The 19,519-nt window shown below is 66.1% G+C and carries 35 protein-coding genes and 1 tRNA gene; 26 read left to right on the forward strand and 10 right to left on the reverse strand.

Translation table 11 applies throughout. The features are described 5' to 3' along the window. The 6 genes from AC1RRS_RS08630 to AC1RRS_RS08655 form a co-directional block, all read right to left on the reverse strand. Nucleotides 1–310, reverse strand: a 310-nt coding sequence (locus AC1RRS_RS08630; protein WP_492854778.1) for a hypothetical protein, incomplete at its 3' end; no start/stop codon positions are given. A gap of 3 nt (nucleotides 311–313) precedes the next feature. Further along, nucleotides 314–649, reverse strand: a complete 336-nt coding sequence (locus AC1RRS_RS08635; protein WP_492854779.1) for a hypothetical protein — start codon at nucleotides 647–649, stop codon at nucleotides 314–316. Further along, nucleotides 649–876: a hypothetical protein gene (locus tag AC1RRS_RS08640; RefSeq protein WP_492854780.1), complete on the reverse strand. Its 228-nt coding sequence runs from the start codon at nucleotides 874–876 to the stop codon at nucleotides 649–651. Before AC1RRS_RS08640 ends, AC1RRS_RS08635 begins: the two co-directional genes overlap by 1 nt. Before the next feature lie 3 nt (nucleotides 877–879). Then, the gene (locus tag AC1RRS_RS08645) at nucleotides 880–1,170 is read right to left on the reverse strand and encodes a hypothetical protein (protein ID WP_492854781.1); all 291 of its coding nucleotides are present in this window, start codon (nucleotides 1,168–1,170) and stop codon (nucleotides 880–882) included. A gap of 105 nt (nucleotides 1,171–1,275) precedes the next feature. Then, nucleotides 1,276–1,833 carry a hypothetical protein gene (locus AC1RRS_RS08650; protein WP_492854782.1) on the reverse strand — a complete coding sequence of 186 codons (558 nt, stop codon included), beginning with the start codon at nucleotides 1,831–1,833 and terminating at the stop codon, nucleotides 1,276–1,278. 26 nt (nucleotides 1,834–1,859) lie between these two features. Next, complete coding sequence (locus tag AC1RRS_RS08655; protein WP_492854783.1) at nucleotides 1,860–2,681, reverse strand: LexA family protein; 822 nt, start codon at nucleotides 2,679–2,681, stop codon at nucleotides 1,860–1,862. A gap of 87 nt (nucleotides 2,682–2,768) precedes the next feature. On the opposite strand from AC1RRS_RS08655, the gene AC1RRS_RS08660 reads away from it, so the two are divergent. Beyond that, nucleotides 2,769–3,014 carry a hypothetical protein gene (locus AC1RRS_RS08660; RefSeq protein ID WP_492854784.1) on the forward strand — a complete coding sequence of 82 codons (246 nt, stop codon included), beginning with the start codon at nucleotides 2,769–2,771 and terminating at the stop codon, nucleotides 3,012–3,014. Nucleotide 3,015: 1 nt separating this feature from the next. Here AC1RRS_RS08660 and AC1RRS_RS08665 read toward each other — a convergent pair whose 3' ends face one another. The 3 genes from AC1RRS_RS08665 to AC1RRS_RS08675 form a co-directional block, all read right to left on the reverse strand. Beyond that, entirely contained in the window at nucleotides 3,016–3,306 is a 291-nt protein-coding gene (locus AC1RRS_RS08665; RefSeq protein ID WP_492854785.1) for a hypothetical protein, read from the reverse strand. A gap of 45 nt (nucleotides 3,307–3,351) precedes the next feature. Next, a complete protein-coding gene (locus AC1RRS_RS08670; RefSeq protein ID WP_492854786.1) occupies nucleotides 3,352–3,588 on the reverse strand; it encodes a hypothetical protein in 237 nt (78 codons plus the stop codon). A gap of 339 nt (nucleotides 3,589–3,927) precedes the next feature. Then, a complete protein-coding gene (locus tag AC1RRS_RS08675) occupies nucleotides 3,928–4,125 on the reverse strand; it encodes a hypothetical protein (RefSeq protein ID WP_492854787.1) in 198 nt (65 codons plus the stop codon). Nucleotides 4,126–4,175: 50 nt separating this feature from the next. Between AC1RRS_RS08675 and AC1RRS_RS08680 the strand changes: the two genes are divergently transcribed. The 15 genes from AC1RRS_RS08680 to AC1RRS_RS08750 all read left to right on the forward strand — a co-directional run bounded on the left by AC1RRS_RS08680 (nucleotide 4,176) and on the right by AC1RRS_RS08750 (nucleotide 12,658). Next, nucleotides 4,176–4,619 (forward strand): hypothetical protein, encoded by a 444-nt coding sequence (locus tag AC1RRS_RS08680; protein ID WP_492854788.1) that lies wholly within the window; start codon nucleotides 4,176–4,178, stop codon nucleotides 4,617–4,619. Between the two features lie 48 nt (nucleotides 4,620–4,667). Beyond that, nucleotides 4,668–4,907 carry an acyl carrier protein gene (gene acpP / locus AC1RRS_RS08685; protein ID WP_492854789.1) on the forward strand — a complete coding sequence of 80 codons (240 nt, stop codon included), beginning with the start codon at nucleotides 4,668–4,670 and terminating at the stop codon, nucleotides 4,905–4,907. Nucleotides 4,908–4,909: 2 nt separating this feature from the next. After that, complete coding sequence (gene gapR, locus AC1RRS_RS08690; protein WP_492854790.1) at nucleotides 4,910–5,179, forward strand: nucleoid-associated protein GapR; 270 nt, start codon at nucleotides 4,910–4,912, stop codon at nucleotides 5,177–5,179. A gap of 3 nt (nucleotides 5,180–5,182) precedes the next feature. Beyond that, nucleotides 5,183–5,440 carry a hypothetical protein gene (locus AC1RRS_RS08695; protein ID WP_492854791.1) on the forward strand — a complete coding sequence of 86 codons (258 nt, stop codon included), beginning with the start codon at nucleotides 5,183–5,185 and terminating at the stop codon, nucleotides 5,438–5,440. Beyond that, entirely contained in the window at nucleotides 5,437–6,057 is a 621-nt protein-coding gene (locus AC1RRS_RS08700; RefSeq protein WP_492854792.1) for a hypothetical protein, read from the forward strand. The genes AC1RRS_RS08695 and AC1RRS_RS08700 overlap by 4 nt, the downstream gene beginning before the upstream one ends. Nucleotides 6,058–6,166: 109 nt before the next feature. Next, nucleotides 6,167–6,334 (forward strand): hypothetical protein, encoded by a 168-nt coding sequence (locus tag AC1RRS_RS08705; RefSeq protein ID WP_492854794.1) that lies wholly within the window; start codon nucleotides 6,167–6,169, stop codon nucleotides 6,332–6,334. Continuing rightward, nucleotides 6,331–6,744, forward strand: a complete 414-nt coding sequence (locus AC1RRS_RS08710; RefSeq protein WP_492854795.1) for a hypothetical protein — start codon at nucleotides 6,331–6,333, stop codon at nucleotides 6,742–6,744. The genes AC1RRS_RS08705 and AC1RRS_RS08710 overlap by 4 nt, the downstream gene beginning before the upstream one ends. 220 nt (nucleotides 6,745–6,964) lie before the next feature. Then, entirely contained in the window at nucleotides 6,965–7,309 is a 345-nt protein-coding gene (locus tag AC1RRS_RS08715; RefSeq protein WP_492854796.1) for a hypothetical protein, read from the forward strand. Further along, the gene (locus tag AC1RRS_RS08720) at nucleotides 7,306–8,637 is read left to right on the forward strand and encodes a DNA-methyltransferase (protein ID WP_492854798.1); all 1,332 of its coding nucleotides are present in this window, start codon (nucleotides 7,306–7,308) and stop codon (nucleotides 8,635–8,637) included. Before AC1RRS_RS08715 ends, AC1RRS_RS08720 begins: the two co-directional genes overlap by 4 nt. Then, nucleotides 8,634–9,269 (forward strand): helix-turn-helix domain-containing protein, encoded by a 636-nt coding sequence (locus AC1RRS_RS08725; RefSeq protein WP_492854799.1) that lies wholly within the window; start codon nucleotides 8,634–8,636, stop codon nucleotides 9,267–9,269. The genes AC1RRS_RS08720 and AC1RRS_RS08725 overlap by 4 nt, the downstream gene beginning before the upstream one ends. A 47-nt stretch (nucleotides 9,270–9,316) precedes the next feature. Then, nucleotides 9,317–10,297 (forward strand): hypothetical protein, encoded by a 981-nt coding sequence (locus AC1RRS_RS08730; protein WP_492854800.1) that lies wholly within the window; start codon nucleotides 9,317–9,319, stop codon nucleotides 10,295–10,297. Beyond that, nucleotides 10,227–10,922 carry a hypothetical protein gene (locus tag AC1RRS_RS08735; RefSeq protein ID WP_492854801.1) on the forward strand — a complete coding sequence of 232 codons (696 nt, stop codon included), beginning with the start codon at nucleotides 10,227–10,229 and terminating at the stop codon, nucleotides 10,920–10,922. Before AC1RRS_RS08730 ends, AC1RRS_RS08735 begins: the two co-directional genes overlap by 71 nt. Nucleotides 10,923–10,947: 25 nt before the next feature. After that, the gene (locus tag AC1RRS_RS08740; protein WP_492854802.1) at nucleotides 10,948–11,127 is read left to right on the forward strand and encodes a hypothetical protein; all 180 of its coding nucleotides are present in this window, start codon (nucleotides 10,948–10,950) and stop codon (nucleotides 11,125–11,127) included. Further along, a complete protein-coding gene (locus tag AC1RRS_RS08745) occupies nucleotides 11,124–11,777 on the forward strand; it encodes a 5' nucleotidase, NT5C type (protein ID WP_492854803.1) in 654 nt (217 codons plus the stop codon). The genes AC1RRS_RS08740 and AC1RRS_RS08745 overlap by 4 nt, the downstream gene beginning before the upstream one ends. Beyond that, nucleotides 11,774–12,658 (forward strand): hypothetical protein, encoded by an 885-nt coding sequence (locus AC1RRS_RS08750; protein WP_492854804.1) that lies wholly within the window; start codon nucleotides 11,774–11,776, stop codon nucleotides 12,656–12,658. Before AC1RRS_RS08745 ends, AC1RRS_RS08750 begins: the two co-directional genes overlap by 4 nt. Before the next feature lie 27 nt (nucleotides 12,659–12,685). On the opposite strand, the gene AC1RRS_RS08755 is transcribed toward AC1RRS_RS08750, so the two are convergent. Continuing rightward, a complete protein-coding gene (locus AC1RRS_RS08755; protein ID WP_492854805.1) occupies nucleotides 12,686–13,267 on the reverse strand; it encodes a hypothetical protein in 582 nt (193 codons plus the stop codon). A 107-nt stretch (nucleotides 13,268–13,374) separates the two neighbouring features. On the opposite strand from AC1RRS_RS08755, the gene AC1RRS_RS08760 reads away from it, so the two are divergent. The 10 genes from AC1RRS_RS08760 (at nucleotide 13,375) to AC1RRS_RS08805 (ending at nucleotide 19,476) form a co-directional block, all read left to right on the forward strand. Then, nucleotides 13,375–14,166 (forward strand): hypothetical protein, encoded by a 792-nt coding sequence (locus AC1RRS_RS08760; protein ID WP_492854806.1) that lies wholly within the window; start codon nucleotides 13,375–13,377, stop codon nucleotides 14,164–14,166. Between the two features lie 210 nt (nucleotides 14,167–14,376). After that, nucleotides 14,377–14,452: transfer RNA gene (locus tag AC1RRS_RS08765), tRNA-Thr, on the forward strand. Nucleotides 14,453–14,550: 98 nt separating this feature from the next. After that, nucleotides 14,551–15,096: a hypothetical protein gene (locus AC1RRS_RS08770; protein WP_492854807.1), complete on the forward strand. Its 546-nt coding sequence runs from the start codon at nucleotides 14,551–14,553 to the stop codon at nucleotides 15,094–15,096. Nucleotides 15,097–15,100: 4 nt separating this feature from the next. Next, nucleotides 15,101–15,286, forward strand: coding sequence for a hypothetical protein (locus tag AC1RRS_RS08775; protein ID WP_492854808.1), 186 nt, complete (start codon nucleotides 15,101–15,103; stop codon nucleotides 15,284–15,286). A gap of 2 nt (nucleotides 15,287–15,288) precedes the next feature. Next, nucleotides 15,289–15,465 (forward strand): hypothetical protein, encoded by a 177-nt coding sequence (locus AC1RRS_RS08780; RefSeq protein ID WP_492854809.1) that lies wholly within the window; start codon nucleotides 15,289–15,291, stop codon nucleotides 15,463–15,465. Between the two features lie 13 nt (nucleotides 15,466–15,478). Further along, complete coding sequence (locus AC1RRS_RS08785) at nucleotides 15,479–16,111, forward strand: putative metallopeptidase (RefSeq protein ID WP_492854810.1); 633 nt, start codon at nucleotides 15,479–15,481, stop codon at nucleotides 16,109–16,111. A gap of 16 nt (nucleotides 16,112–16,127) precedes the next feature. Further along, nucleotides 16,128–16,634: a DUF2280 domain-containing protein gene (locus tag AC1RRS_RS08790; RefSeq protein WP_492854811.1), complete on the forward strand. Its 507-nt coding sequence runs from the start codon at nucleotides 16,128–16,130 to the stop codon at nucleotides 16,632–16,634. Beyond that, nucleotides 16,631–17,851: a phage terminase large subunit gene (locus tag AC1RRS_RS08795; protein ID WP_492854812.1), complete on the forward strand. Its 1,221-nt coding sequence runs from the start codon at nucleotides 16,631–16,633 to the stop codon at nucleotides 17,849–17,851. The genes AC1RRS_RS08790 and AC1RRS_RS08795 overlap by 4 nt, the downstream gene beginning before the upstream one ends. Nucleotides 17,852–17,855: 4 nt before the next feature. After that, entirely contained in the window at nucleotides 17,856–19,172 is a 1,317-nt protein-coding gene (locus AC1RRS_RS08800; protein WP_492854813.1) for a phage portal protein, read from the forward strand. Between the two features lie 4 nt (nucleotides 19,173–19,176). Continuing rightward, the gene (locus AC1RRS_RS08805; RefSeq protein WP_492854814.1) at nucleotides 19,177–19,476 is read left to right on the forward strand and encodes a hypothetical protein; all 300 of its coding nucleotides are present in this window, start codon (nucleotides 19,177–19,179) and stop codon (nucleotides 19,474–19,476) included. The last annotated feature ends 43 nt before the right edge of the window (nucleotides 19,477–19,519 follow it).

Below are 19,519 nucleotides of genomic sequence, written 5' to 3' on the forward strand. Positions count from 1 at the left end.
CGTCCAGGTAGCCGCCCACCGAGGTGAGCACCGGGGCCTGGAAGTCGGCCCTGACCCACAGGTAGCCGCCCACCGAGGTGAGCACCGGGGCCTGGAAGTCGGCCCTGACCCACAGGTAGCCGCCCACCGAGGTGAGCACCGGGGCCTGGAAGTCGGCCCTGACCCACAGGTAGCCGCCCACCGAGGTGAGCACCGGGGCCTGGAAGTCGGCGCTGACCGACAGGTGGCCCGTCACTTCGTGGAGGTTGGCGTAGAGCGCGGCGTTGTCGGCCGTGATCGTCAGATTGCCTTCGTGCTTCTGGATGGTCATCGATCAGTCCTCGATGTTGGTGCGGTTGGCGGAGGAGGCGATATCGCGCTGCATGCCTCGGGCGACCCGTTCGGGGTTCACCTGGGCGGCGCGGAGAAATTGGGCGCGGGTCTGCTTGACGGTGAGGCCGTAGGGCTTGCCCAACTCGGCCATTCGCTCGTCGGAAACGGCGGCGATGGCGGCCTTGGCCAGTTCCAGGGCGTCGCGGTGGCGCTGGCGGGCCCCCTTCAGCCGGGCCTTCGTCGACCGGGCCTGTTCGGCCTTGTAGCGGTCAATCTCCGCGTCGATGTTCCCGCGCTTGGACAGCGGGACGTTCAGGATCCCGTGGTCGAGGGCCATTACGCAGCCCTCCCGAAAGCCTGAACCGAGGCACCGGCCAGGGCGGCGGCGCGCATGGCGACACTGATGCTGTTGGCGGTGGCCTGGGCGCGGTCGGCTTCGGCCTGATCGCAGGCGGCGAAGACCTCCAGACCCTTGGCGGCGTATTCCTCGGCGCTCCGGCGGAGGCGGGTGGCCTTCTGGACGTGGAGTGCGCGGATTTCGATGAGGGAGGGGGTGTAGGCCATGGGTCAGGCCGCCTTTTTCATGGCGGCCGCGGCCTTCTCGGCCGGGGTCATGGTGCGGATCACGCCGCCTTCTTCACGGACGATCACGACGCCCTGAGCTTCAAGACTGGCGGCCAGGGCCTCGGTCCGAGCCAGGGGCGAGTAGATCACGCCCATCATGGCGTTGAAGCCGGGGGCCTTGCTCTGGTCGAGCGTAGCGGCCGGCGGCGCGGCGCGGCGCGGGCGGTTCAGGCCGAACGCGCGGTCGATCTGCGCGAGGGCGTCCTGTTCGGTCCGGGTGTTGGTGGTGCGCACTGGGTGGCTCCATCGGTTTCGATGAAGTCACCATAAGTCGGAGATTTCCGACCGTCAATCGGAAATCGGAAATCTCCGACGCATAAATTCCGACTCGGTCGGGGCCTACTTTTCGTAGACCTCCAATTCCCCCATCAAAGCATCGTGCATAGCGGCGCCTCCAACGCTGTCTGGCGTGTAGCTTACGCGGCTCGTTTCGGTGCCGAATGGCGTAACGGTCTTAACCTTCAAGACCTCGCACGGGTCCGTGCAACTGACATAGACCGCATCATCCGGCGCGCGGACCATCGCTACAGTATGGACGCCGCCAATCTCCCCCAAGTATCGGATCATGTGAACTGGCGGCGCGGCCGTGCCAGAAGCCTGCGCTTCTTCGGATAGGGCACCTTGGTAGCCGTACTCGCGACCCTCCCGATAGCTCCAGAAATGGGCCGGTCCGCGGGCAGGGGGCTTCTCGGGCGCGGTGGCGGAGACAGTTGACGGAGCTGCAGGTGGCGTCTTCTCAGAACACTGTCCGGCTAGAAGTCCGGTAGCAATGAGGCCCACGATGGCCAGGCCGGCCGCAGCGCCCCATGCTCCCGCGTTGCCTACTTTCGCCGTCCTGGCGCCTTCCAAATCGCTGATGCGCCGCTTAAGCGCCTCGACCTCTTCACTATCTGCCATGTGGTGTCCCCCCTGTACTCTCAGGCCTACGGTGTTGCGCGAAAGGGCAACGCGGGGCGCTCGCGGCGCCCGTAGTCGGCGACCACTACGCCGATGATCTGGATGCCCTCTTGCTCGGCGTCATTGGAGGCCTTCAGATAGAAGGGCGACTGGAAGTCTGGATGTGATGACCGCGGCCAAAGGGCGATACGGCCGTCGCTCTCTTGGATGAATTCCTTGAGCGTGATCTCGCTCAGGCCGTTTCGGATCCGCTCCACGATGACGTGGTCTCCATGGCGGAGGCCAGCTTGAGACGGATGGGCGACGACCACATAGCGGCCAGGCGGGTAGACCTCATTCATCGAGGGGCCTCCGACCTTGTAGGCCTTCAGGTCAGCCTGTTCATACCCCTGGACGTCGATCGCAAGGTAGTCGTCAACTTCAAACGCTTCTCTAGCCACAGTTTCCAGCCACACGCCCGCAGCCACCTCTCCGGCGACCGGGATGCGGCGTCGAAGATCTCGCAGGATTGGTTCGACAGTTACGGTCGCACGTTTCGGCGGCGGCCCGCCAAGGTGTACAAGGTTGGCGTCGTGTAGGGCCTTGAGGTTGCTGGCCGCTTTAGCCTGCCCGGATTCCGCAGTTTTCTCGCCGCGCTTCAGGTGAGCTGCGCTCTGATATCCCAGGCGCTCGGCGAGCAAGCCAAGGAAATCGGCGTCCAGCTTCTTTTTTCGGCCAGTCAGAAAGTCGGTGAGGAAGTCACGACCCTTGCCTAATTCCACGGCAGTGGGGACAGCTTCCAGGCCTGCCTGATCAAGCGCTTCACGCACGCGCGCGCGAAGTTCTTCGTGAGGATCGAGAGTCTTCATGTCGGAATTATCCGACCATGAGAGCGGTCGAGCGAGACGGAAATTTCCGATTGACGGGGTCGGAGATTTCCGACTAACCTCCGATCCATGGAAGCTGATCTCAGGCAACACCTGACCGCATGCGCTGCGGCATATGCCGCCGCCAAGGGCGTCGAACTTGTGACGGTGGCCCGCATCGCCGCGGGCGATTGGCGGTTTTTCGAGCGCATCGAAAGCGGCGCGTCCTTCACCGCTCGCAAGTACGACGCGATCATGGCTTGGTTTGATGCGAACTGGCTTGAAAGCATCGACTGGCCGTCGAATGTGCCGCGGCCGAGCGCGACAGCAGCATGACCTACGCCGCGCACAGCCCACAAACGCGGCACTCGTGCAGCAGCGTCGCCGCTGCCTCCTGCGCGCAGATGTCGTTGAGGTCCAGAATTTCCAGCTCTCGGGCACGTCTGCGCGCGCAGCGTCGGACGGCCTTGCGGGAGGATTTCCGAGAGGAGACGCGGGCGGCTGCCCACATGCCGGCCGCCTGCAGCGTCACTGTCGGAGGTGTTTCGGGCAGCTTGAATGATCGCGCCGCCGTGGCGGCGGGCGGTCGCGCGAACAACGCGTTGATGCTGATGAGCCCGGTCGCCATGCACTACCCCCAAGGTGGAAAGTGGTGCACGGGCTACCGTCAAGGTCAAGCTGCGGCGGGCGTTTTCCGGATCTCTCGGACGAGCGCCTTCACCCAGGCGCGCGCCTGCGCGCCGTCCGCCTCGCCAAGAGGCTCGGCCTCTGCATGGTCCAGGACCCGCAGCAGCGCCATGCCGAAGGCGTCGCGCGCCTGCGGCGTCTGCATTGAAAGCCACGCCGCCAAGACCATTGAGAGGGCTTGGAATTCCGGCGTCGGCTCGGGGGAAACCGGGCTGTCTGTCATGCCCGTTTCTTATCGCAACGGCGAAGCTTTTCCCCGCGCAAAGCATGGTTACCGGCTGCGACACGGTGTCATCGAACGCTGGTTGTTTTCGAAGCCGATGCGACGTTTCGTCGCTCACGTGGCGCGCGAGGCGTAGCCATGACCTGCGCGCTTCAACCCATTCAGACGCTGAAGGCTGTGCGGTGCCGCCCCGCGCATCCCTTCGCGACGCTGGCGGTAGCTGGCGACCCTGGCGCGCGGGCTCCTGGCCCCCACCGGCCCGCGCGCCGACCCCTTTCGCGCACGACGAGAAACGCCCCGGGTTGCCGCCCGGAGCGTTCTCAAGATCTCGTTGTTCGTTCATTGGCCGGATGCGAAGTCCAGCCCCTTCATCATCTGCGCCATTGCCGTGGCGCGATGATGATCCGCCCAGGCCGTCAGGCCGCGGGCGCAGTCGGGTCGCTCGAGCGCGACCAAACGGTATTCCACCGTAGTCAGAAGAAGTTCCAGCGCTTTGCAGAAGGCCGGTTCGGCCGCCGTTTGCGCTCCCGTCACCATTCGTCGGCCCTCCAAGGCACGTCCGCCCCTGTCGTGGAGCACGTCTCCTAATGGCATTGGCGGACCTGACTTTCATGGGGCCAGAACCCTACGAACCTCGCGAGCGGCTCGCGCACTTCCTGCGCGGCGCCCTCAACGGCGAGCATCAGGCCAAGCGCCTGGCTCGCCAAATCGACTGCACGCCGAAGACGGCGGAGAACATTCTGAACGGCCACTGGCCGAACTCCCGGCACTGGGCCGCCATCGCTCGCAGCTTCGGCCGCGAAGTGATCGACGCGGTCTTTGCACCTGAGATCGACGAGACGGTCGCTCGCCTTGAAGAAGAGGTCAGAGCGCTTGAAAACCAGCTCCAAGAAGCGAGGGAGCGTCGTCGCAAGGTTGAGGGCGCTCGTCCTCATCTTCCGGCGGGCCTACCTGCAACTGAAGACCGGTCCGCCGCCCGACTGAGCGGCCGCTGGCCCACCGAAACGCGCGCCTTCCGCGGCGCCGACTGAAGCCCACCGCGCCGGGGGCTTTGGCCGGCGCATCACGAGGGGGCAGAAATGTCCGACATCAAAGACCGGCTCCAGAAGATCGTCGCCGATCAGCTGAGCATCACCCACGACAAGATCGTCGAAGGGGCCAGCTTCTCCAGCGACCTCGGCGCCGACAGCCTCGACAGCGTCGAGATCGTCCTCGCCGCCGAAGATGAGTTCGACATCGAAATCAGCGACGAGGCCTGGGACGGGGTGAACACGTTCGGCCAGGCCGTCACGCTCGTCTCGCAACTGGTGGAGGCGTGACCATGGCTGACGACGCCATCCCCCACGCCGACGTCCTCAATCAGCAGGCCCAGGGCCAGCTGAAGTCGATCATCGAGCGCGTCGAGCGCCTTGAGGTCGAAAAGGCCGAGATCAACCAGCAAATCGCGGAGGTCTATCTGGAGGGGAAGGGTAACGGGTTCGACCCGGCCGTCCTGAAGAAGGTGATCAGGCTCCGCAAGAAGGACCGCGCCAAGCGCCAGGAAGAGGATGCCATCCTCGACCTCTACCTGTCGGCCATCGGCGAGATCTAGGTCATGGACCGCGCCGTTCTCCCCATCCTCATCGGCGATGGCGCCACGACCGGCGCGGTTCGCTACCTTTTTTCATCCCAGGCGCAGCGCTGGGGCAAGACACCTGCCATCCGCAAACGCGCTCGGCTGAGGTCCGTTCACAGCGACGCCGTGACGAGAGTGGAGCGTCTGCGGCTGCGTTGGGCGGTGGCGATCTACTGCGCCGTCATGTGGGCTCTGCTGGCCTGGGTCTGGTCCGCCTTCTGGAGGGCTGGCCAATGATCTACGGCAAGCTCCCCGATGACCTCGGCCTGATCGACATCTCGCCAGTCGAGATGATGTTCTGGATGTACTGCCCGATCTCCACGCCAGCGGAGATCGAAGTCCTTCCGGCAAACCTCGGCCAGTTCGGCTCTATCCTCGACGCAGTCTACCGTGACGATCCGGCGCGCTACGAGGCCGGCTATGTCTACCTGACGGCCAAGACCCTGTGGGTGTCGGGCGACTACATCGGCAACAGGCCCGGCTGGCACTCGGACGGGTTCGGCACCGATGACGTCAACTATGTCTGGTGCGATCGAGCTCCTACCGAGTTCATCAAGGACAGTTTTTCGCTGCCGGACGACTGCGCCGACGCGATGGCCGTGATGGCCCAGCGCGCGGCTTCGCGACCGATCGTCACCTATCCTGACAAGCACCTCCTCAAGCTGACGCCCGAGGTCATCCACCGTTCGCCGGTGAACTTCGCGCCCGGCATGCGGACCTTCGTCAAGGTGTCGATCTCGTCGGAGCGCTACAACCTCGTCGGCAACTCGGTGAACCACGGCCTTCGTGAGCGCTGGGACCTGCTGGAGCGGAACGTCGAGCGCAACCATCCTGCCAAGCAGGTGGCTGCATGATCCTCGAAGCCGCCGCCTTCCTGGCCGCCATGATCGCCCTCTGGTTTCTGCTGGACCGGTTTGGCGACGCCATCGCCGGGCTGGTGATCCGCTGGCTGGAGCGCGCCCCGTGACCCGGCCGCGCCCGTCCCTCACCCGCGAGCAACTGATCGCCAGAGCGGTCGGTCGCAACGCCCCTCAATTCGGCCCGAAGCTGGCCCGGGCACGCGGAGAAATCCATGCGCGCCTCGCCGCCGAGGTCGCCGCCTCCAAACCTCAATCCAGCGAGGCCAAATGACCCGCGTCATCCAACCCTTCGCGGTCCGCCGCGACGCCGCCCACAACCAAGTCTCCTTCCGCCGCAATGACCGGGACCGCCGGCCGGCCCGCGTAGTGCGCCTGCCTAATGACGGTCCCGATCCGGACCGCCTGATACGCGCCGAGGCCATCCGTCGGTCCATGGTCAAGCCCCATGAACTCGCCAGCGCTTCGCGCTTTGGCGAGCGCCGGATGAAGCTGCTCCAGGCCCTGAGCCGCGGCGCCTGTTCGATGGACCGGCTCGTCGAGCGGACCGGGATCGGCCGGGACAGCCTCAACGACCTGATCTCCAAGGCCAGCATCGCCGGACTTCTGGAGAAGGACCGGGCCACCGGCATCGTCACCCTGACCGATGAAGGCCGCGCCGCCCTGCCGGAAGCGGTTCAATGAGCGGGCCCTACGTCTATCCGACTAGAGAGCCGGCGATCGGCAGGCAGTATGAGCGTGGCGCCGAGCCTGTCCACCAACTGCGCGCCGAGGCAGCCCATCGCCGCTATCTCCAAGCGTATGGCGAGGAGAGGGCGTCCGCGATCTTCCTGGGCCAGGACGCCGCGACCAGGGCCGATCTCGCCCGGTGGCGCGCTCTTGGGCGCGGTTGGGGCCTGGCAGCATGACCGCCTCCCACGAAGCCCGGGTGATCCGGAAGGTCGACAGCGAGCGTCAGCGCGCGGAGAAGCGGGCCGAGGACGGCCTGCTCGGCGCCATGGTCGCCACCTGCCTGACGGGCCTGCTGGGCGCCCTGACACCTGCGCGCCAGCAGCGCGCCCTGGAGCTGCTGCTTGGCCGCGCCGCCGACCGCTATGTCGAGCTTCGTGGCGACGTGGAGGCTACAGGGTTCCTGGCCGGCCTGTCTGCCCAGCGAGGCCCCGACCTACCCGCGTTCAGCCTCAAGGCCGCCAAGCGCGCCCAGGCTGAACGGCTCTTCGACAACGACAACGGAGGGGAGGGGGCGTGAAGTCCGTCACCATCCACCACGGCGACAGCCGCGAGGTGCTGAAGTCGATCGCTGACGCCAGCATCGACGCCGCCGTCATGGACCCCCCTTATGCCTTCGTGTCGATCCAGAAGCGGTTCGGCAAGGAAGGCTCTGCCGAGGCTAAGAGCGACGGCGCCACCGGCGTCTATCGCCGCGCCTCGGCCGGGTTCATGGGCGAGGCTTGGGACACCGGCGAAACGGCGTTCGACCCAGAGTTCTGGCGGGAGGTGCTGCGGGTCCTGAAGCCTGGCGCCCATCTGCTGGCGTTCGGCGCCGGCCGCGCCGTGCATCACCTCGCCATGGCGATCGAGACTGCGGGCTTCGAGGTGCGCGACCGCATCGTCGAACTGATCGCGGCGGACACGCACGTCGTCAACTTCGTCGCCTCGCTCGACGATGAGCAGCGGACGCAGTTCCTGCGCTGCGTCGAGGACTCGCAGTTCGGGGGCGAACTGGCGTGGATCTTCGGGTCCGGCTTCCCGAAGTCGCACAACGTGCCGCCGCTGTCGGCCCTGGCTTCGGGCCAAACCTTCGAAGGCTGGGGAACGGCCCTCAAGCCCGCGATCGAGCCCATCATCATGGCGCGCAAGCCGCTGTCCGGGTCGGTGCTCGACGGCGTGCTCTCGCACGGCTGCGGAGCGCTCAATATCGACGCCTGCCGGATCGGTCTCGGTAGTGGCGGGCAGCGCGAAGGTGAGGCATCGGCCGATCGCCGCTATAGCGAGAGGGGCTCGACCAACTTCGCCCCAACGCCTGGCCCGCGAGGCGGTGACGCGCGCGGCCGCTGGCCGGCCAACGTCGTCCATGACGGTAGCGATCTTGTCGTGACGGCCTTCCCGGAGGCGCTTGGCCAGCAGGGCGATCTCAATCCAACCGGCCGAGGACGCCCGACCAAAACCTGCCTCGGTGATATGGGGCCGCCAGTCGCTCACGCAGCGCGCGGCGACACCGGTTCGGCCGCCCGCTTCTTCTACAGCGCCAAGGCTGACGCTGACGACCGCATGGGCTCCAAACACCCGACGGTGAAGCCCATCGCCTTGATGCGCTGGCTGGTCCGAATGGTGACGCCGCCCGGCGGCGTGGTGCTGGACGCCTTCGCCGGCAGCGGCTCGACGGGTGTGGCCGCCATGGTCGAGGGCTTCGACTCCATCCTGATCGAACGCGAGGCCAAGTACGTCGCTGAGATCGAACGCAAGGTCGCTTACTTTCGTGGAGAGGGGCGGCTGCGTGACCAGGAGGTCCATCGCGCCACGTCGCAGGCGGCCAACTCCGACGACCTCCCCCTGTTCGGAGGGGACGCCGCATGATCCGCGCGGAAAAAGCCTTCCTAGACCGCCTGGCCAATCTCGGCATTCGGCGGCCGGACCTCGCCGACCTCATAGGGGCGTCGCCGGGCGTCTTCTCGACGAGGCTCACCCATGAAATGCCGGCCCGTGACCGTGTGATGGCCGAAGCGGTTAGAGAGGCCGAGTCCTACTTTGCGATGTTGGAGGAGGAAAGCCACGCCGACGAGGGGCTCTTGGCGCACCTCATCGTTGCCGTCCGACGGCTGGCCGCCCGGCGCCCGATCGAGCCTTTGTCCGGCCTCCAGCCGCTCTTAGCCGAAGCCGCACTTGAGCGTGCCCCGCTGGAACTGATTCCTCCGGAGGAGCCGGCCCCGCTACCGGAGCCGCCACGGCCTCGATCTGTTCCCGACGGCATGTTCGACATCATGAAGCGTGTCGGCCGAGCCTATGGCGTGTCGGTCCAACTTCTGTCTGGCCCAGAGCGCAGCCGCGATGTCTCGATCCCTCGCCAGCACGCCATGTGGCTGATGGTCCAGGCCGGATACAGCCTTCCGCGCATCGGAAAGGTCTTCTGCCGGGATCACACCACCGTTCTGCACGGGGCGAGAGCACACGAAATTCGAACGGCGAAAGCCCTGAAGGAGGCGGCGTGAGTAGGCCCCTGACCCCTGCGGATTGTGACCTGCAGGACTTCCCTTTCATGCCCTTGCACGTGGCCCGGCTGCGCGACAGCGACCTAGTCGGCGAGTCCGATCCCGAGGCCTGCTGGTACGCCGTCATGCTGTGGAGCGCGGCCTGGCATCAGGTGCCGGCCGGGTCGCTGCCGGATAGCGACGGCGCTCTGGCGCGGCTAGCTGGTCTGGGCCGGGACGTGAAGACGTTCCGCAAGCATAAGCCCGCCGCCATGCGCGGCTTCGTGCTCTGCGACGACGGCCGGCTCTACCACCCTATGGTCGCCGAGCAGGCGCTGGTGGCGTGGCTGGAGAAGATCTCGCAGCGCATTTCGAGCGGTGCTGGCAACGCCAAGCGATACAAACACGCGTTTGATGCTTCGCCGCTGTACGCGGAGATGGAAGTGGCCGTGGTCCTGCTTGAGGTGTTGAACCCCAAGTCCAAGACCATCGCCAAGGTGCGGCGCGCCTTTACGGCAAAAGCGGTTGCAGCGAATGACGACGCTCCCACCAGCACTCCCGAAGATCTCCCGCCGGGAGCCAATCGGGACCCCGGCGGGACCCTGGCAGGATCCCAAGAGACAGGGACAGAGACAGGGAATCTAACTGAAGAGGGTAAACCCTCTTCAGCGTTGGACGACCCGAACAAGACCGCCTGGGATCTAGCGACGACGCTCCTGGTGGAGCGCGGCCGCCTGACCAACGCCAAGGCTCGCGCCTTCTTCGGCGGTCTTCTGGCCCGCAACAAGCTCAATGCCTCGGAGATGCTGACCGCCGTCGTCGGCTGCCAGGTCAAGGGCACCCACGACCCTCAAGCCTACCTCACCCGCGCCGCACAGCTGGTCGTCCAGCGCCGCGCCGAAATCGCCCGTCATGCGGAGGAGCCCGCCTATGTCCAGCCTTCCAGCAACGCAAAACTCGACCAGCACCAAGCAAATCTTGAGCGGGCTGTCCGCGGATCTGAAATCGCTGCTCGGCTCCGAGCAGGTGGGGACGAAAGCGACTTCTGAAATCGTGGAGAAGATCGCCACTTCGCCCGCCCTGTTGGCCGAATGCAAGGCGGCGCTGCCCGCGATCCGCGCCCGCGCCGTCGAGCCGCCGACGGACAAGCAGCGCGAGGTCATCATCGCGTCGAAGTTCTCGACCTTCCGCCAGCCCCAGCGCTCGGAGACAGAATGGGCGTCGTTCTGGCTCGACTACCATCAGGTGCTTGCCGACGTCTCTGCCTCCGCACTGGAAGCGGCGATGGACGCGATCCTCCACGACCCGGATATCGAGTTTCTGCCGAAGCCCGCGAAGCTGCGGAAGATCGCGATCTCCACCGAAAACAAGGCCGTCAGGGCCTATGACCGCGCCCGCCAAGCCGTGGAGTTCGAGCGGCCGAAGCTGGCCCTGGAGACGCCGTTCAACTTCGGCGCCGTCATCCACCGTCCGCCGCCGCAGCCGAGCGCCGCTGAGCGCGAGCGGATCCGCCGTCAGGCCCGTGATTTCATGGCCAAGGACGAGGCTCGTCGGAAGCGCGAAGCCGCCCGTCGACCATCCATGCCCAGCACCGCCGGCGCCGCCGACGAGGCCGGCCTGACGCCCGCCATGCGCGCTCATCTGGCCGCCAAGGCCGCGCCCACCAATCCCTAGCCCACCCTTTCAGTCGGGGAAAATCATGATCCAGCTCAACACTCAGGAGGCCAAGACCCTCCTCAAGCTCTTCGACGGCGAACGCCTCGACCCAGACGATATGGAGCGCATGTCGGCCATCGGCCGAAAGCTCCAGAACCATCGCCACCTCATCAACTACTGCGAGGCTGTCGCCCATCCGGAACAGCCGAAGGAGCCTGCATGACCGCGACCAATCGCGAAATCCTGGCCATGAAGCTGGGGCGAACGAACCTCCATGGCTGTAGCGACCTAACCGACGCCGCGTGCTGGGATATCCTTACCCCGATGGGCCGACAACGGGCACTGGAACTGGCGGATGTGGCCCTGCGGGCGTTCACACCGGCGCAGCCGCAGGTCTTCCTAGACTGCGACGGCGTCCTGGCTGATTTCGACGCGTACGCCCTGGATTACTTCGGGATGCCGCCGAGGGCATATGAGGCAAGGATGGGCTCGGACGTGTTCTGGCGCATGCTGGAGGCCAAGGGCGACTTCTACCGCAACCTGCCCGTCATGGCTGACGCACGGGCGCTGTACGAGGGCGTCCGCCACCTCAACCCGACGATCCTGACCGGCTGTCCGCGCGGCAACTGGGCCGAAGCGCAGAAGGTCGCCTGGGCGGCCGAGCACTTCCCAGGCGTGCCGATCATTACCTGTCGTTCGGCCGACAAGCGCGACCACGCCCGCCCCGGAGACGTCCTGATCGACGACTGGGCTCAGCACCGCCACCGGTGGATCGAGATGGGCGGCGTCTTCATCACCCACCACTGCGCAGAGACGTCCCTGGCGGCGCTCTGGGCGCACTATCCGCAACTGCAGACTTCGAGGGCCGCATGACCCAGGACTATACCCTCAATGATCGCGACCTTGAGATGATCAAGGCGCACGTCCAGTGGCCAGTCGCCTTCAGTTCCGACCTGGCCGCCCTCATCAACGCCGTGCGGGAAGCCGAGCGCCGCGCCCCTGCAGCGCCGGCCTCCGACCGCGAGGCGCTGCTTTCCGACGCCCTGGCGCTGTTCCGGCGCTATCAGTCTGAGCACGAGGCGAAGGCGGAAAAGTTCTACCTCGCCTTCAACGACGAGGCTGGCGATCTGTCGCACGGTAAGGCCGAGACTAACCGCACCATCGCCGATCGGATCGAGGCGTTCTTCGTGGCTCGGGCTGTAGCGCTGGCCGAGCCGGTGGCGGTCGGAGATCTGCCTGAGACGATCGACGCGATCCTTCAACAGGCCGTTCAGGAGGACGATTACCCGAAGGGGGCGCATCGGTTCTTCCAGCAACGCGACCCCTACGGCGATCGAGCCGACGCCGTCGCCAAGATCATGTCCGCCGTCCTGGCCGAAGCGGCCCTCGCCCAGCCCTCTACGGTCACGGCCGAGGCGCTGGCGCGGATCAAGGCCCTGGCTGACGAGCGTTATGCGGGGTGCGAGAAGGCCGCAAAGCGCCTCGGGTGGTCGGCGCAGGAACGTGCCGACGAGATGGTCAGCCAGCTTGAGACAGCGACCCTCAACGTCCCACTGTCTGACCTGCAGGACGTTCTGTCGCTGACCGCCACGGCCACCCCTCCCGCCCCCTCTCCGGTTACGGGGGCTCTGGTGGAGGCGGCCAAGAAGGCCCTTCGCACGCTCCGCAATGGAGACCTTCACGAGATCACCCGCGTCGTCGATGCGCAGGACATTCTTGCCGCCGCTCTCGCCGCACAGAAAGCGGAGGGCTAGCCGAGAGTAAGAGGCCTCTCTGTGAAACTAGGCCGACGGGAAGCGAGTGGCCTCCTTCATCTTTTCCTCAAGGAAATTAAGTCCCAGAATGGCGGCTTCGATAGGGGTTTCTACATTAATAGCGGCGCCGTTATGTGTTTGCGGAACGTTATACGTGACGCCACAATTGATAACCGATTTGAGCACTATGCGTCGTGGCTTGCGATGAACTGTGACATTGTCGGGTTCGTTTACATCTGCAATAACGAGATTTCCCGATATAAACATATTCTTTATGTGAAGGGCGCCCGTCTTTTGGCGCATGGAAATGCTGCTCGTCGCTTCTTCAGTGATGATGTTGCATCCGTGCTCGTCGGCGTCGCGGGCATTTTTCAAGTAAGCTAGTAGAGGATCGGTGCGAAGGGCGTTGCGTATTAGCCCGCACCAATACTTTTCTGCCGGTGACCGCGAGCCGGCATTGAATCGGTTCAGCGTCCTCGTGAATGCCGTGAGGAATTCTGACCAATATGTCTCGATTACGTGGCAGCGCGTTTCCGCCGCCATCAACCTGCATCGGCTCTGCGCTGTAGCAAAATCGCTTTGCGCTCTTATCAATGCCGATTTGTCCATAAGGCGTCTTCAGGATCAGCTGTGCATTAGGCAACTTGCGACGGATTCGGTAGAATCGGAAGCCTGACGGGGTGCGACGGGCACCCCGGCCTTTGCCGAGGCCATCCATGACCACCCGCTGTCCCTCGCTTCCCGAAGAGCACCTTCGCGCCCGCCGCCAAGCCAAGCGCGCTGAGCTGGATCGCGCCAGCGCCCTGACGCCGAAGACTGGCTCGCCGCCTCAGGCTGTCTTCGACATGCACCGCAAGGTCCGCGCCGCCCGCCTGAAGGCCGACAGCCTGCGGATCGCCAACCCCAACCCCTCCCGCAAGATCCAGAAGGCGATCAAGGAACACGAGGACGAGGCCCGCCGCTGCGAGTTGCGAGCCAAGGAACTGATGGACGAGTCCGCGGCCTCGACCTGGGTCCAGGCCGCAAACGACGAGACGGTCGCCCTGGCCGAAGCGCGGGGCGAGGTGGTCGAGCGCGGCAAACGCGGAATTCGGATCCTCACCCGTGGCGGCCTGGAGCAAGCCTATGACGCGGGCTACCTCACGCCGGCGGACGGGGTGAAGCTGACGGCCGCCGATCTTCACGGCACGGCGCAGGTCTACCGGTCCTGCTACGTCAAGGTCTCGGGCCTGACGACGCCCGATCGAGAGCATGCCGGCAAGGGCGACGGCGACGGCTGGCAAACCGCCCTGGTTGATGCCGGAAAGGCTCTGGCCACGATGCGGCGCGGCCTGTCCAAGCTGGAGGTAGAGGTTCTCGACCGGGTCTGCGGCCAGGACATGCGCGCCCGCGAGGCCGCGACGGTTCTGCGCCGGGGATTCCCGAAGGTTCGCGACGCTCTGCGCGACGGCCTTCAGGCGGCGACGATCAGTGTGCGCGCCGCTCGCGGGGCTCGGCGCGCGGCATAAAACGGCTTGTTGACCCTGGCCGTTTTCATGATACGTTCTCGTTAACACGGCGCTCTGCGCCAAGGACGCTCCAGCCGCGAGGCTGGGGCGTTTTTCGTTTGGGGTTACTCCCCCGACTGCGCCGCTGGTCACGATCACTGAGCATCGCGACCCACATCCCCAGCGGACTCCAAGCCTCGTCGGCCTAGCGGTCGGCGGGGCGGCCCATTCGCCGCCGTAGCTCAGATGGTAGAGCGCCTGTCTCGTAAGCAGGGGGCCAGAGGTTCGAGTCCTCTCGACGGCACCACCCATTCGCCCGCCCGACGGTCCGTCCGCACCACGAACCTGCATAGCCAGGGACGCGTAACCGGTCGTGAGCGGGCGAACCCCTTCGAGGATATCCCGATGGCCGAGGCCGCCCCGATCTGCCCGCAGCAGCGCCACGCCGTCTTCCCGGTCCAGCGCGAGCACGTCGCGACTTGGGACGTTCACACCCGTGACGGCCACGGCAAGGAGACCTGCTCCTACTGCGGCAGCCTGCATCCCGACGCCTTCATGGCAGCCGCTGAGTCTGGCGCGCGGCTTGTCCCGACCGACAAGAGTTACAAGGTCTACATCGACCTGCCGCGCGCCGACGAGGGTGAGCCGGTCGTGGTAGGCATGGGCAACACCGAGCCGGGCGGGGCTTGGATCCGGGCGGCCGAGGAGCATCGCGACCTGATCGCCAAGACGTGGAGCGCCGGCGGCGCCGAGCGCGCCATCCAGCGTGGCGAGTGCATCATGATCGGCCAGCAGTCCGCGACCAATCAGCAGAAGTTCTACTTTGAGCACCTCAGCGAGGAGCAGAAGCGCCGCTTCGTCGACCTAATCAACGCGCGCGCTCTGACCTTCGCCGAGCCGGGCGGCTTCTACGTCGCCCCGTTCTTCGTCAGCTTCAGCAAGGCGGCCTGACGCCATGAGCGAAGACGTCCGTCAGGCCGAAGCTGACTTCGCCCAGATGATGGGCAACTTCACCAAGGCCCGCCCGCTGCGCCTGCCGCGCGACCAGTACGACGCCGTCCGCCGCGAGCCGCGCCTCGCCCAGTACCACGACCGCATCAAGCCCGAGCGCCACCTGTCGCGCGGCCGGGCCAGGATCTGACGATGAGCACCGGCGCCGCGCTCTGTATGGCGCTGCTGGCCGCCTATGCCGTCGTCATTCCGCTGATCGGGCTTCTGACCCACCACCCGCGCCGCCCGATCGGCGAGCGCCAACCCGTTTCCACCCCGACCCTGTGTGCGGCGCTGAGGCAATGGCCAGCGGAAGGGGAGAAAGCCTGAGGAGGCCCAGGTTATGCTGGCTTCCCTACGTCCCATGCCGTCGGCTGAAATGCTCGACGGCTTCCGAACGCGCTTCATGCCCAGCCCTGAGCTTGGCCTGTGGGCGCGAGAGACTTTCATCGACCCCGACGCCACGCTGGCGAACGAGGAGCACGCGCACCTGGTGCACGCCTCGATCGGGTTCCTGTGGACCTCCGTCGGCAACTCCCGCGCCGGCCAGCGCATCGTTGGTCAGTGCGAGATCATGCCGCCGATGGCTATGGGCAAATGGGCTAAGGCCCGTGCCGAGCAGCAGGTCGAGGAGTGGTTCGGCCACGTTCCCGACTTCCTGATCACGCTCGACGCGTCCTATGCCGCGCAGTGCGGCGATGCCGAATTCTGCAGCCTCGTCGAGCACGAGTTACTCCACGCGGGCCAGGAACGCGACGTGTATGGCGCCCCGAAGTTCCGCAAGAGCGGAAAGCCGGCGCTCGCCATCCGCGGCCACGACGTCGAGGAGTTCGTCAGCATCGCTCGACGCTATGGCGTTGGAGCCGCTGCCGGGGCTGCCAGAGCATTCGTCGAGGCGGCCAATCAGGCTCCTGAAATCGCTACCGCCAGGGTCGCTCAGGCCTGTGGAACCTGCCGCGCCTTGAGGGCCGGCTAATCATGAGGTTGTCCTGATGCCCCGGGGTCGCGATCCGAAGCTGAACGACGGAGCGCGGGCTTTTGCCGTCCAAGCTCTGGCGTGCTTCGACCCGCCGACCGTCGTGGCTGAGGCGATCAAGAAGGAATTCGGCTTCACGATCTCGATCCAAGCGGTTGAGGCTTACAACCCCACGCGGCGCGCCGGAGCCCGGCTGGCGCCGAAGTGGAAGGCGCTGTTCGAGGAAACCCGGAAGACCTTCCTGGAGAGCCAGGCGGAGATCGGTATCAGCCATCGTGTGGTCCGCCTCCGCTCGCTGGAGCGAATGGCGCAGAAGGCCGAGAACATGGGCAACCTCGCCCTGGCCAAGGATCTGCTGGAGCAGGCCGCCAAAGAGGTGGGCGACGCCTACACCAACCGGCGTGAGTTGACCGGCCGCAACGGAGAGGCGCTCCAGGGCGCCGGGATCAGCATCACCTACGTCACTCGCGGCAGCGCTTCGGCTGAGGCCGGCAACGACGAGGACTACGAGACCGGCGCATGATCTACGAGCCGATCGAGGCCTTTCGGTTTCTGACCGATAAGCCTCTAGGCTCCTATCGCTACCGAGCGGCCCACGGTGGGCGCGGCTCGGCCAAGTCGTGGGAGTTCGCCAACGCGGCGATCCTCCACGCAGTGATGAACCCCGGGCTTCGGGTGGTCTTCCTCCGGGAGATCATGGCGAACCTGAAGGAGTCGTCGCTGGAGCTGGTGCGGACCAGGCTCAAGCACTACGGGCTGCTCGGGACCTACTTCCGAGAAGTGGACGGGACCTTCGTTGGCCTTGGCGGCCAGAAGATCATGTTCATCGGCCTGTGGAAGGGCGGCAAGCCAGAAGGCATCAAGTCGCTCGAAGGCGCCGGCCTCACCATCTTGGAGGAGGCCCAGGAAGTCCGGCAGGCCTCGCTCGACGTGCTGCTGCCGACCGTCCTGCGGACGCCCATCTCCGAGTTGTGGGCCATCTGGAACCCGCGTCTGGCCACCGACCCGGTGGACGTCTTCTTCCGCGGCCCGGTGAAGCCCAAGCGGGCCATCTGCCGCAAGATCAACTGGAACCAGAACCCGCACTTCCCCGAGGCCCTGCGCGAGCAGATGGACCTCGACCGGCAGAAGGATCCGCTTCGCGCGGCGTGGATCTGGGACGGCAAATACATGCCGTCGGTCCAGGGGGCGATCTGGACCAGGGACATGCTCGACCGGGCCTGGCAGGCGGGGCGTTTCGTACTCGGCGGCTGGGGTCGTGTTGTGGTCGGTGTCGACCCGTCCGGCGGCGGCGACGATGTCGGCATCGTGGTCGTGGCCGAATATGGCGACGGCTGCATCGTGCTTGAGGACGCCACCGTTCCAGCGACCAGTCCCGCTGGCTGGGCCACTGCCGTGGCCAAGGCTGTGGACCGCTGGATGGCGGATCTCGTGGTGGCCGAGAAGAATTTCGGCGGCGACATGGTCGAGAGCACGCTCATCGCGGCCAATGTCGTGGCCCGGGTCAAGCTGGTCTCGGCTAGCCGCGGCAAGCACGTACGCGCCGAGCCCGTCGCCGCCTTCTACGACCAGAACCGGGTCCGTCACCGGGACCAATTCCCGAAAATGGAGGCCGAAATGGTCATGACGACGCCCGCCGGCTACCAGGGAGAGGAATCGCCCAACCGGATGGACGCCCTCGTTTGGGCCGTGACCGAGTTGAAGCTGCCCGACGGCTCGCACCAGTTCGCGTTCGGCTGACCGCATGGCCTTCAAGGACCTCCTGACCAAGACGCTGCGCCTGGGCCGCCGGCCGAAAGCGCCGCGCCGCGACACCCTGCCGTTCCCGCTCTGGCTCTGGCCCAACAGCCGCGGATCGAAGCGGCCGGTCTACAAGCCGACGCCGCGCAACCTGCGGGCCTTCTCCGAGACGCCGTACGCCCGCCGGGCCATCAACGCGATCAAGAACCCGATCGCGCGCCTGGAATGGGAAGTGGTGCCGATCCCGGGCGTGGAACTCAACAGCGAGCTTGAGCGCCAGATAGCCGTCGTGAAGGCCTCGCTGGCCAACCCGAACAATGACGACAGCTTCCGGTCCATGACCGAGCAGGTCGTCGAGGACATGCTCTGCGGCGCCGGCGCGATCGAGATGCAGCCGGGCGCGGACCGCATCTGGCTCTTTCCGACCGACGGCCTGGCCATCCAGGTTCACGTCGGCTGGACTGGCGAGCCGAACGAGGCCCGGTACTGCCAGACCTCGGGCTATGGCGCCTACAACGGCGTCGGCGTGAACGGGATCGACCTGCGCAACGACGAGTTGGTCTACATCCGCCCCAACCCGCGGACCTCGACGCCATTCGGCCTCGGCCCCCTGGAGGTGGCGTTCACCACCATCGCCCGCCAGCTGGGCCTGGACGAGTTTGCCGCCAACGTCGCGACCAACGCCAAGCCCTCGTCGATCCTGGACATGGGGGAGGGCGCGACACCGGAGCAGATCGCGGCGTTCCGATCCTACTGGATCAACGAAATTGAAGGGCAGGGCACCCAGCCGATCATCTCGGGCAAGGGCGCCAAGGTTCACCGGCTCTTCCCCGAGGGCGACGACGCCCTCCACCCGCTGTTCCAAGAGTACCTGATCCGCACTATCGCGGCCTCGTTCGACCTCTCGCCTCAGAACCTGAACATCGAACGCGACGTGAAGGTGGGCAACGGCGAGACGGCCGAGTCCCGCGACTGGGATCAGGCGATCGTCCCGTGGGCGACCCTCTACGCCTCGTCCATCAGCCGCGAGATCATCCAGGGGCGGCTGGGCTTCAGCCAGCTGTGCTTCCGCTTCCCGGCCATTGACGCCGAGGAGGAGGGCCCGCTCAGCGAGAACTACGCCCGCGACTACGAGAACAACGCCGTCACCCCGAACGAGTACCGCAAGCGCAAGGGCATGGCCCCGCTGCCCGGCCAGTTCGGCGACCTGACCAAGATCGAGGCCGACGCGCTCATCGCCCAGACAAGGGCAGAGCAGGCGGCCAAGGACCAACCCCAGAAAGGCGCGCCGGCCAAGCCCGTCGCCAAGACGAAGGACTGACCCGATGTCCCGCACCCTCCACACCGTCTCCATCCTGACCGGCACGGCGCTGGCCCAAGAGGACCGGCTGTTCACCGGCCACTTCACCGTGAGCCACGCCGCTGGCGGCAGCGCTGGCGCGGCGGTCACGGCCGCCTTCGTCGGCGCGCTCCCCGCCGCCTACAACGTCCAGGGCACCCCGAGCCAGGACGCGACGGTCTGGATCAGCGCCAGGACCCAGGCCGGCTTCACCGTGAACATCGCCCCGCGCCTGGCCGCCAGCACCCTGGCCGCCGGCACGGTCGATATCCGCATCACCGCCTAAGAGCCGCGCCCATGCGCTCCACCGAAACCTTCTGAGGCCCCGC

Source organism: Caulobacter sp. GW821-FHT12A07 (assembly GCF_058807655.1).

Coding starts and splice junctions, on each gene's coding strand:
- AC1RRS_RS08635 (WP_492854779.1), bottom strand. CDS start 649: ATGGCCCTCGACCACGGGATCCTGAACGTCCCGCTGTCCAAGCGCGGG.
- AC1RRS_RS08640 (WP_492854780.1), bottom strand. CDS start 876: ATGGCCTACACCCCCTCCCTCATCGAAATCCGCGCACTCCACGTCCAG.
- AC1RRS_RS08650 (WP_492854782.1), bottom strand. CDS start 1,833: ATGGCAGATAGTGAAGAGGTCGAGGCGCTTAAGCGGCGCATCAGCGAT.
- AC1RRS_RS08655 (WP_492854783.1), bottom strand. CDS start 2,681: ATGAAGACTCTCGATCCTCACGAAGAACTTCGCGCGCGCGTGCGTGAA.
- AC1RRS_RS08660 (WP_492854784.1), top strand. CDS start 2,769: ATGGAAGCTGATCTCAGGCAACACCTGACCGCATGCGCTGCGGCATAT.
- AC1RRS_RS08665 (WP_492854785.1), bottom strand. CDS start 3,306: ATGGCGACCGGGCTCATCAGCATCAACGCGTTGTTCGCGCGACCGCCC.
- AC1RRS_RS08670 (WP_492854786.1), bottom strand. CDS start 3,588: ATGACAGACAGCCCGGTTTCCCCCGAGCCGACGCCGGAATTCCAAGCC.
- AC1RRS_RS08675 (WP_492854787.1), bottom strand. CDS start 4,125: ATGGTGACGGGAGCGCAAACGGCGGCCGAACCGGCCTTCTGCAAAGCG.
- AC1RRS_RS08680 (WP_492854788.1), top strand. CDS start 4,176: ATGGCATTGGCGGACCTGACTTTCATGGGGCCAGAACCCTACGAACCT.
- acpP (WP_492854789.1), top strand. CDS start 4,668: ATGTCCGACATCAAAGACCGGCTCCAGAAGATCGTCGCCGATCAGCTG.
- gapR (WP_492854790.1), top strand. CDS start 4,910: ATGGCTGACGACGCCATCCCCCACGCCGACGTCCTCAATCAGCAGGCC.
- AC1RRS_RS08695 (WP_492854791.1), top strand. CDS start 5,183: ATGGACCGCGCCGTTCTCCCCATCCTCATCGGCGATGGCGCCACGACC.
- AC1RRS_RS08700 (WP_492854792.1), top strand. CDS start 5,437: ATGATCTACGGCAAGCTCCCCGATGACCTCGGCCTGATCGACATCTCG.
- AC1RRS_RS08710 (WP_492854795.1), top strand. CDS start 6,331: ATGACCCGCGTCATCCAACCCTTCGCGGTCCGCCGCGACGCCGCCCAC.
- AC1RRS_RS08715 (WP_492854796.1), top strand. CDS start 6,965: ATGACCGCCTCCCACGAAGCCCGGGTGATCCGGAAGGTCGACAGCGAG.
- AC1RRS_RS08725 (WP_492854799.1), top strand. CDS start 8,634: ATGATCCGCGCGGAAAAAGCCTTCCTAGACCGCCTGGCCAATCTCGGC.
- AC1RRS_RS08730 (WP_492854800.1), top strand. CDS start 9,317: ATGCCCTTGCACGTGGCCCGGCTGCGCGACAGCGACCTAGTCGGCGAG.
- AC1RRS_RS08740 (WP_492854802.1), top strand. CDS start 10,948: ATGATCCAGCTCAACACTCAGGAGGCCAAGACCCTCCTCAAGCTCTTC.
- AC1RRS_RS08745 (WP_492854803.1), top strand. CDS start 11,124: ATGACCGCGACCAATCGCGAAATCCTGGCCATGAAGCTGGGGCGAACG.
- AC1RRS_RS08750 (WP_492854804.1), top strand. CDS start 11,774: ATGACCCAGGACTATACCCTCAATGATCGCGACCTTGAGATGATCAAG.
- AC1RRS_RS08755 (WP_492854805.1), bottom strand. CDS start 13,267: ATGGACAAATCGGCATTGATAAGAGCGCAAAGCGATTTTGCTACAGCG.
- AC1RRS_RS08760 (WP_492854806.1), top strand. CDS start 13,375: ATGACCACCCGCTGTCCCTCGCTTCCCGAAGAGCACCTTCGCGCCCGC.
- AC1RRS_RS08770 (WP_492854807.1), top strand. CDS start 14,551: ATGGCCGAGGCCGCCCCGATCTGCCCGCAGCAGCGCCACGCCGTCTTC.
- AC1RRS_RS08775 (WP_492854808.1), top strand. CDS start 15,101: ATGAGCGAAGACGTCCGTCAGGCCGAAGCTGACTTCGCCCAGATGATG.
- AC1RRS_RS08780 (WP_492854809.1), top strand. CDS start 15,289: ATGAGCACCGGCGCCGCGCTCTGTATGGCGCTGCTGGCCGCCTATGCC.
- AC1RRS_RS08785 (WP_492854810.1), top strand. CDS start 15,479: ATGCTGGCTTCCCTACGTCCCATGCCGTCGGCTGAAATGCTCGACGGC.
- AC1RRS_RS08790 (WP_492854811.1), top strand. CDS start 16,128: ATGCCCCGGGGTCGCGATCCGAAGCTGAACGACGGAGCGCGGGCTTTT.
- AC1RRS_RS08795 (WP_492854812.1), top strand. CDS start 16,631: ATGATCTACGAGCCGATCGAGGCCTTTCGGTTTCTGACCGATAAGCCT.
- AC1RRS_RS08800 (WP_492854813.1), top strand. CDS start 17,856: ATGGCCTTCAAGGACCTCCTGACCAAGACGCTGCGCCTGGGCCGCCGG.
- AC1RRS_RS08805 (WP_492854814.1), top strand. CDS start 19,177: ATGTCCCGCACCCTCCACACCGTCTCCATCCTGACCGGCACGGCGCTG.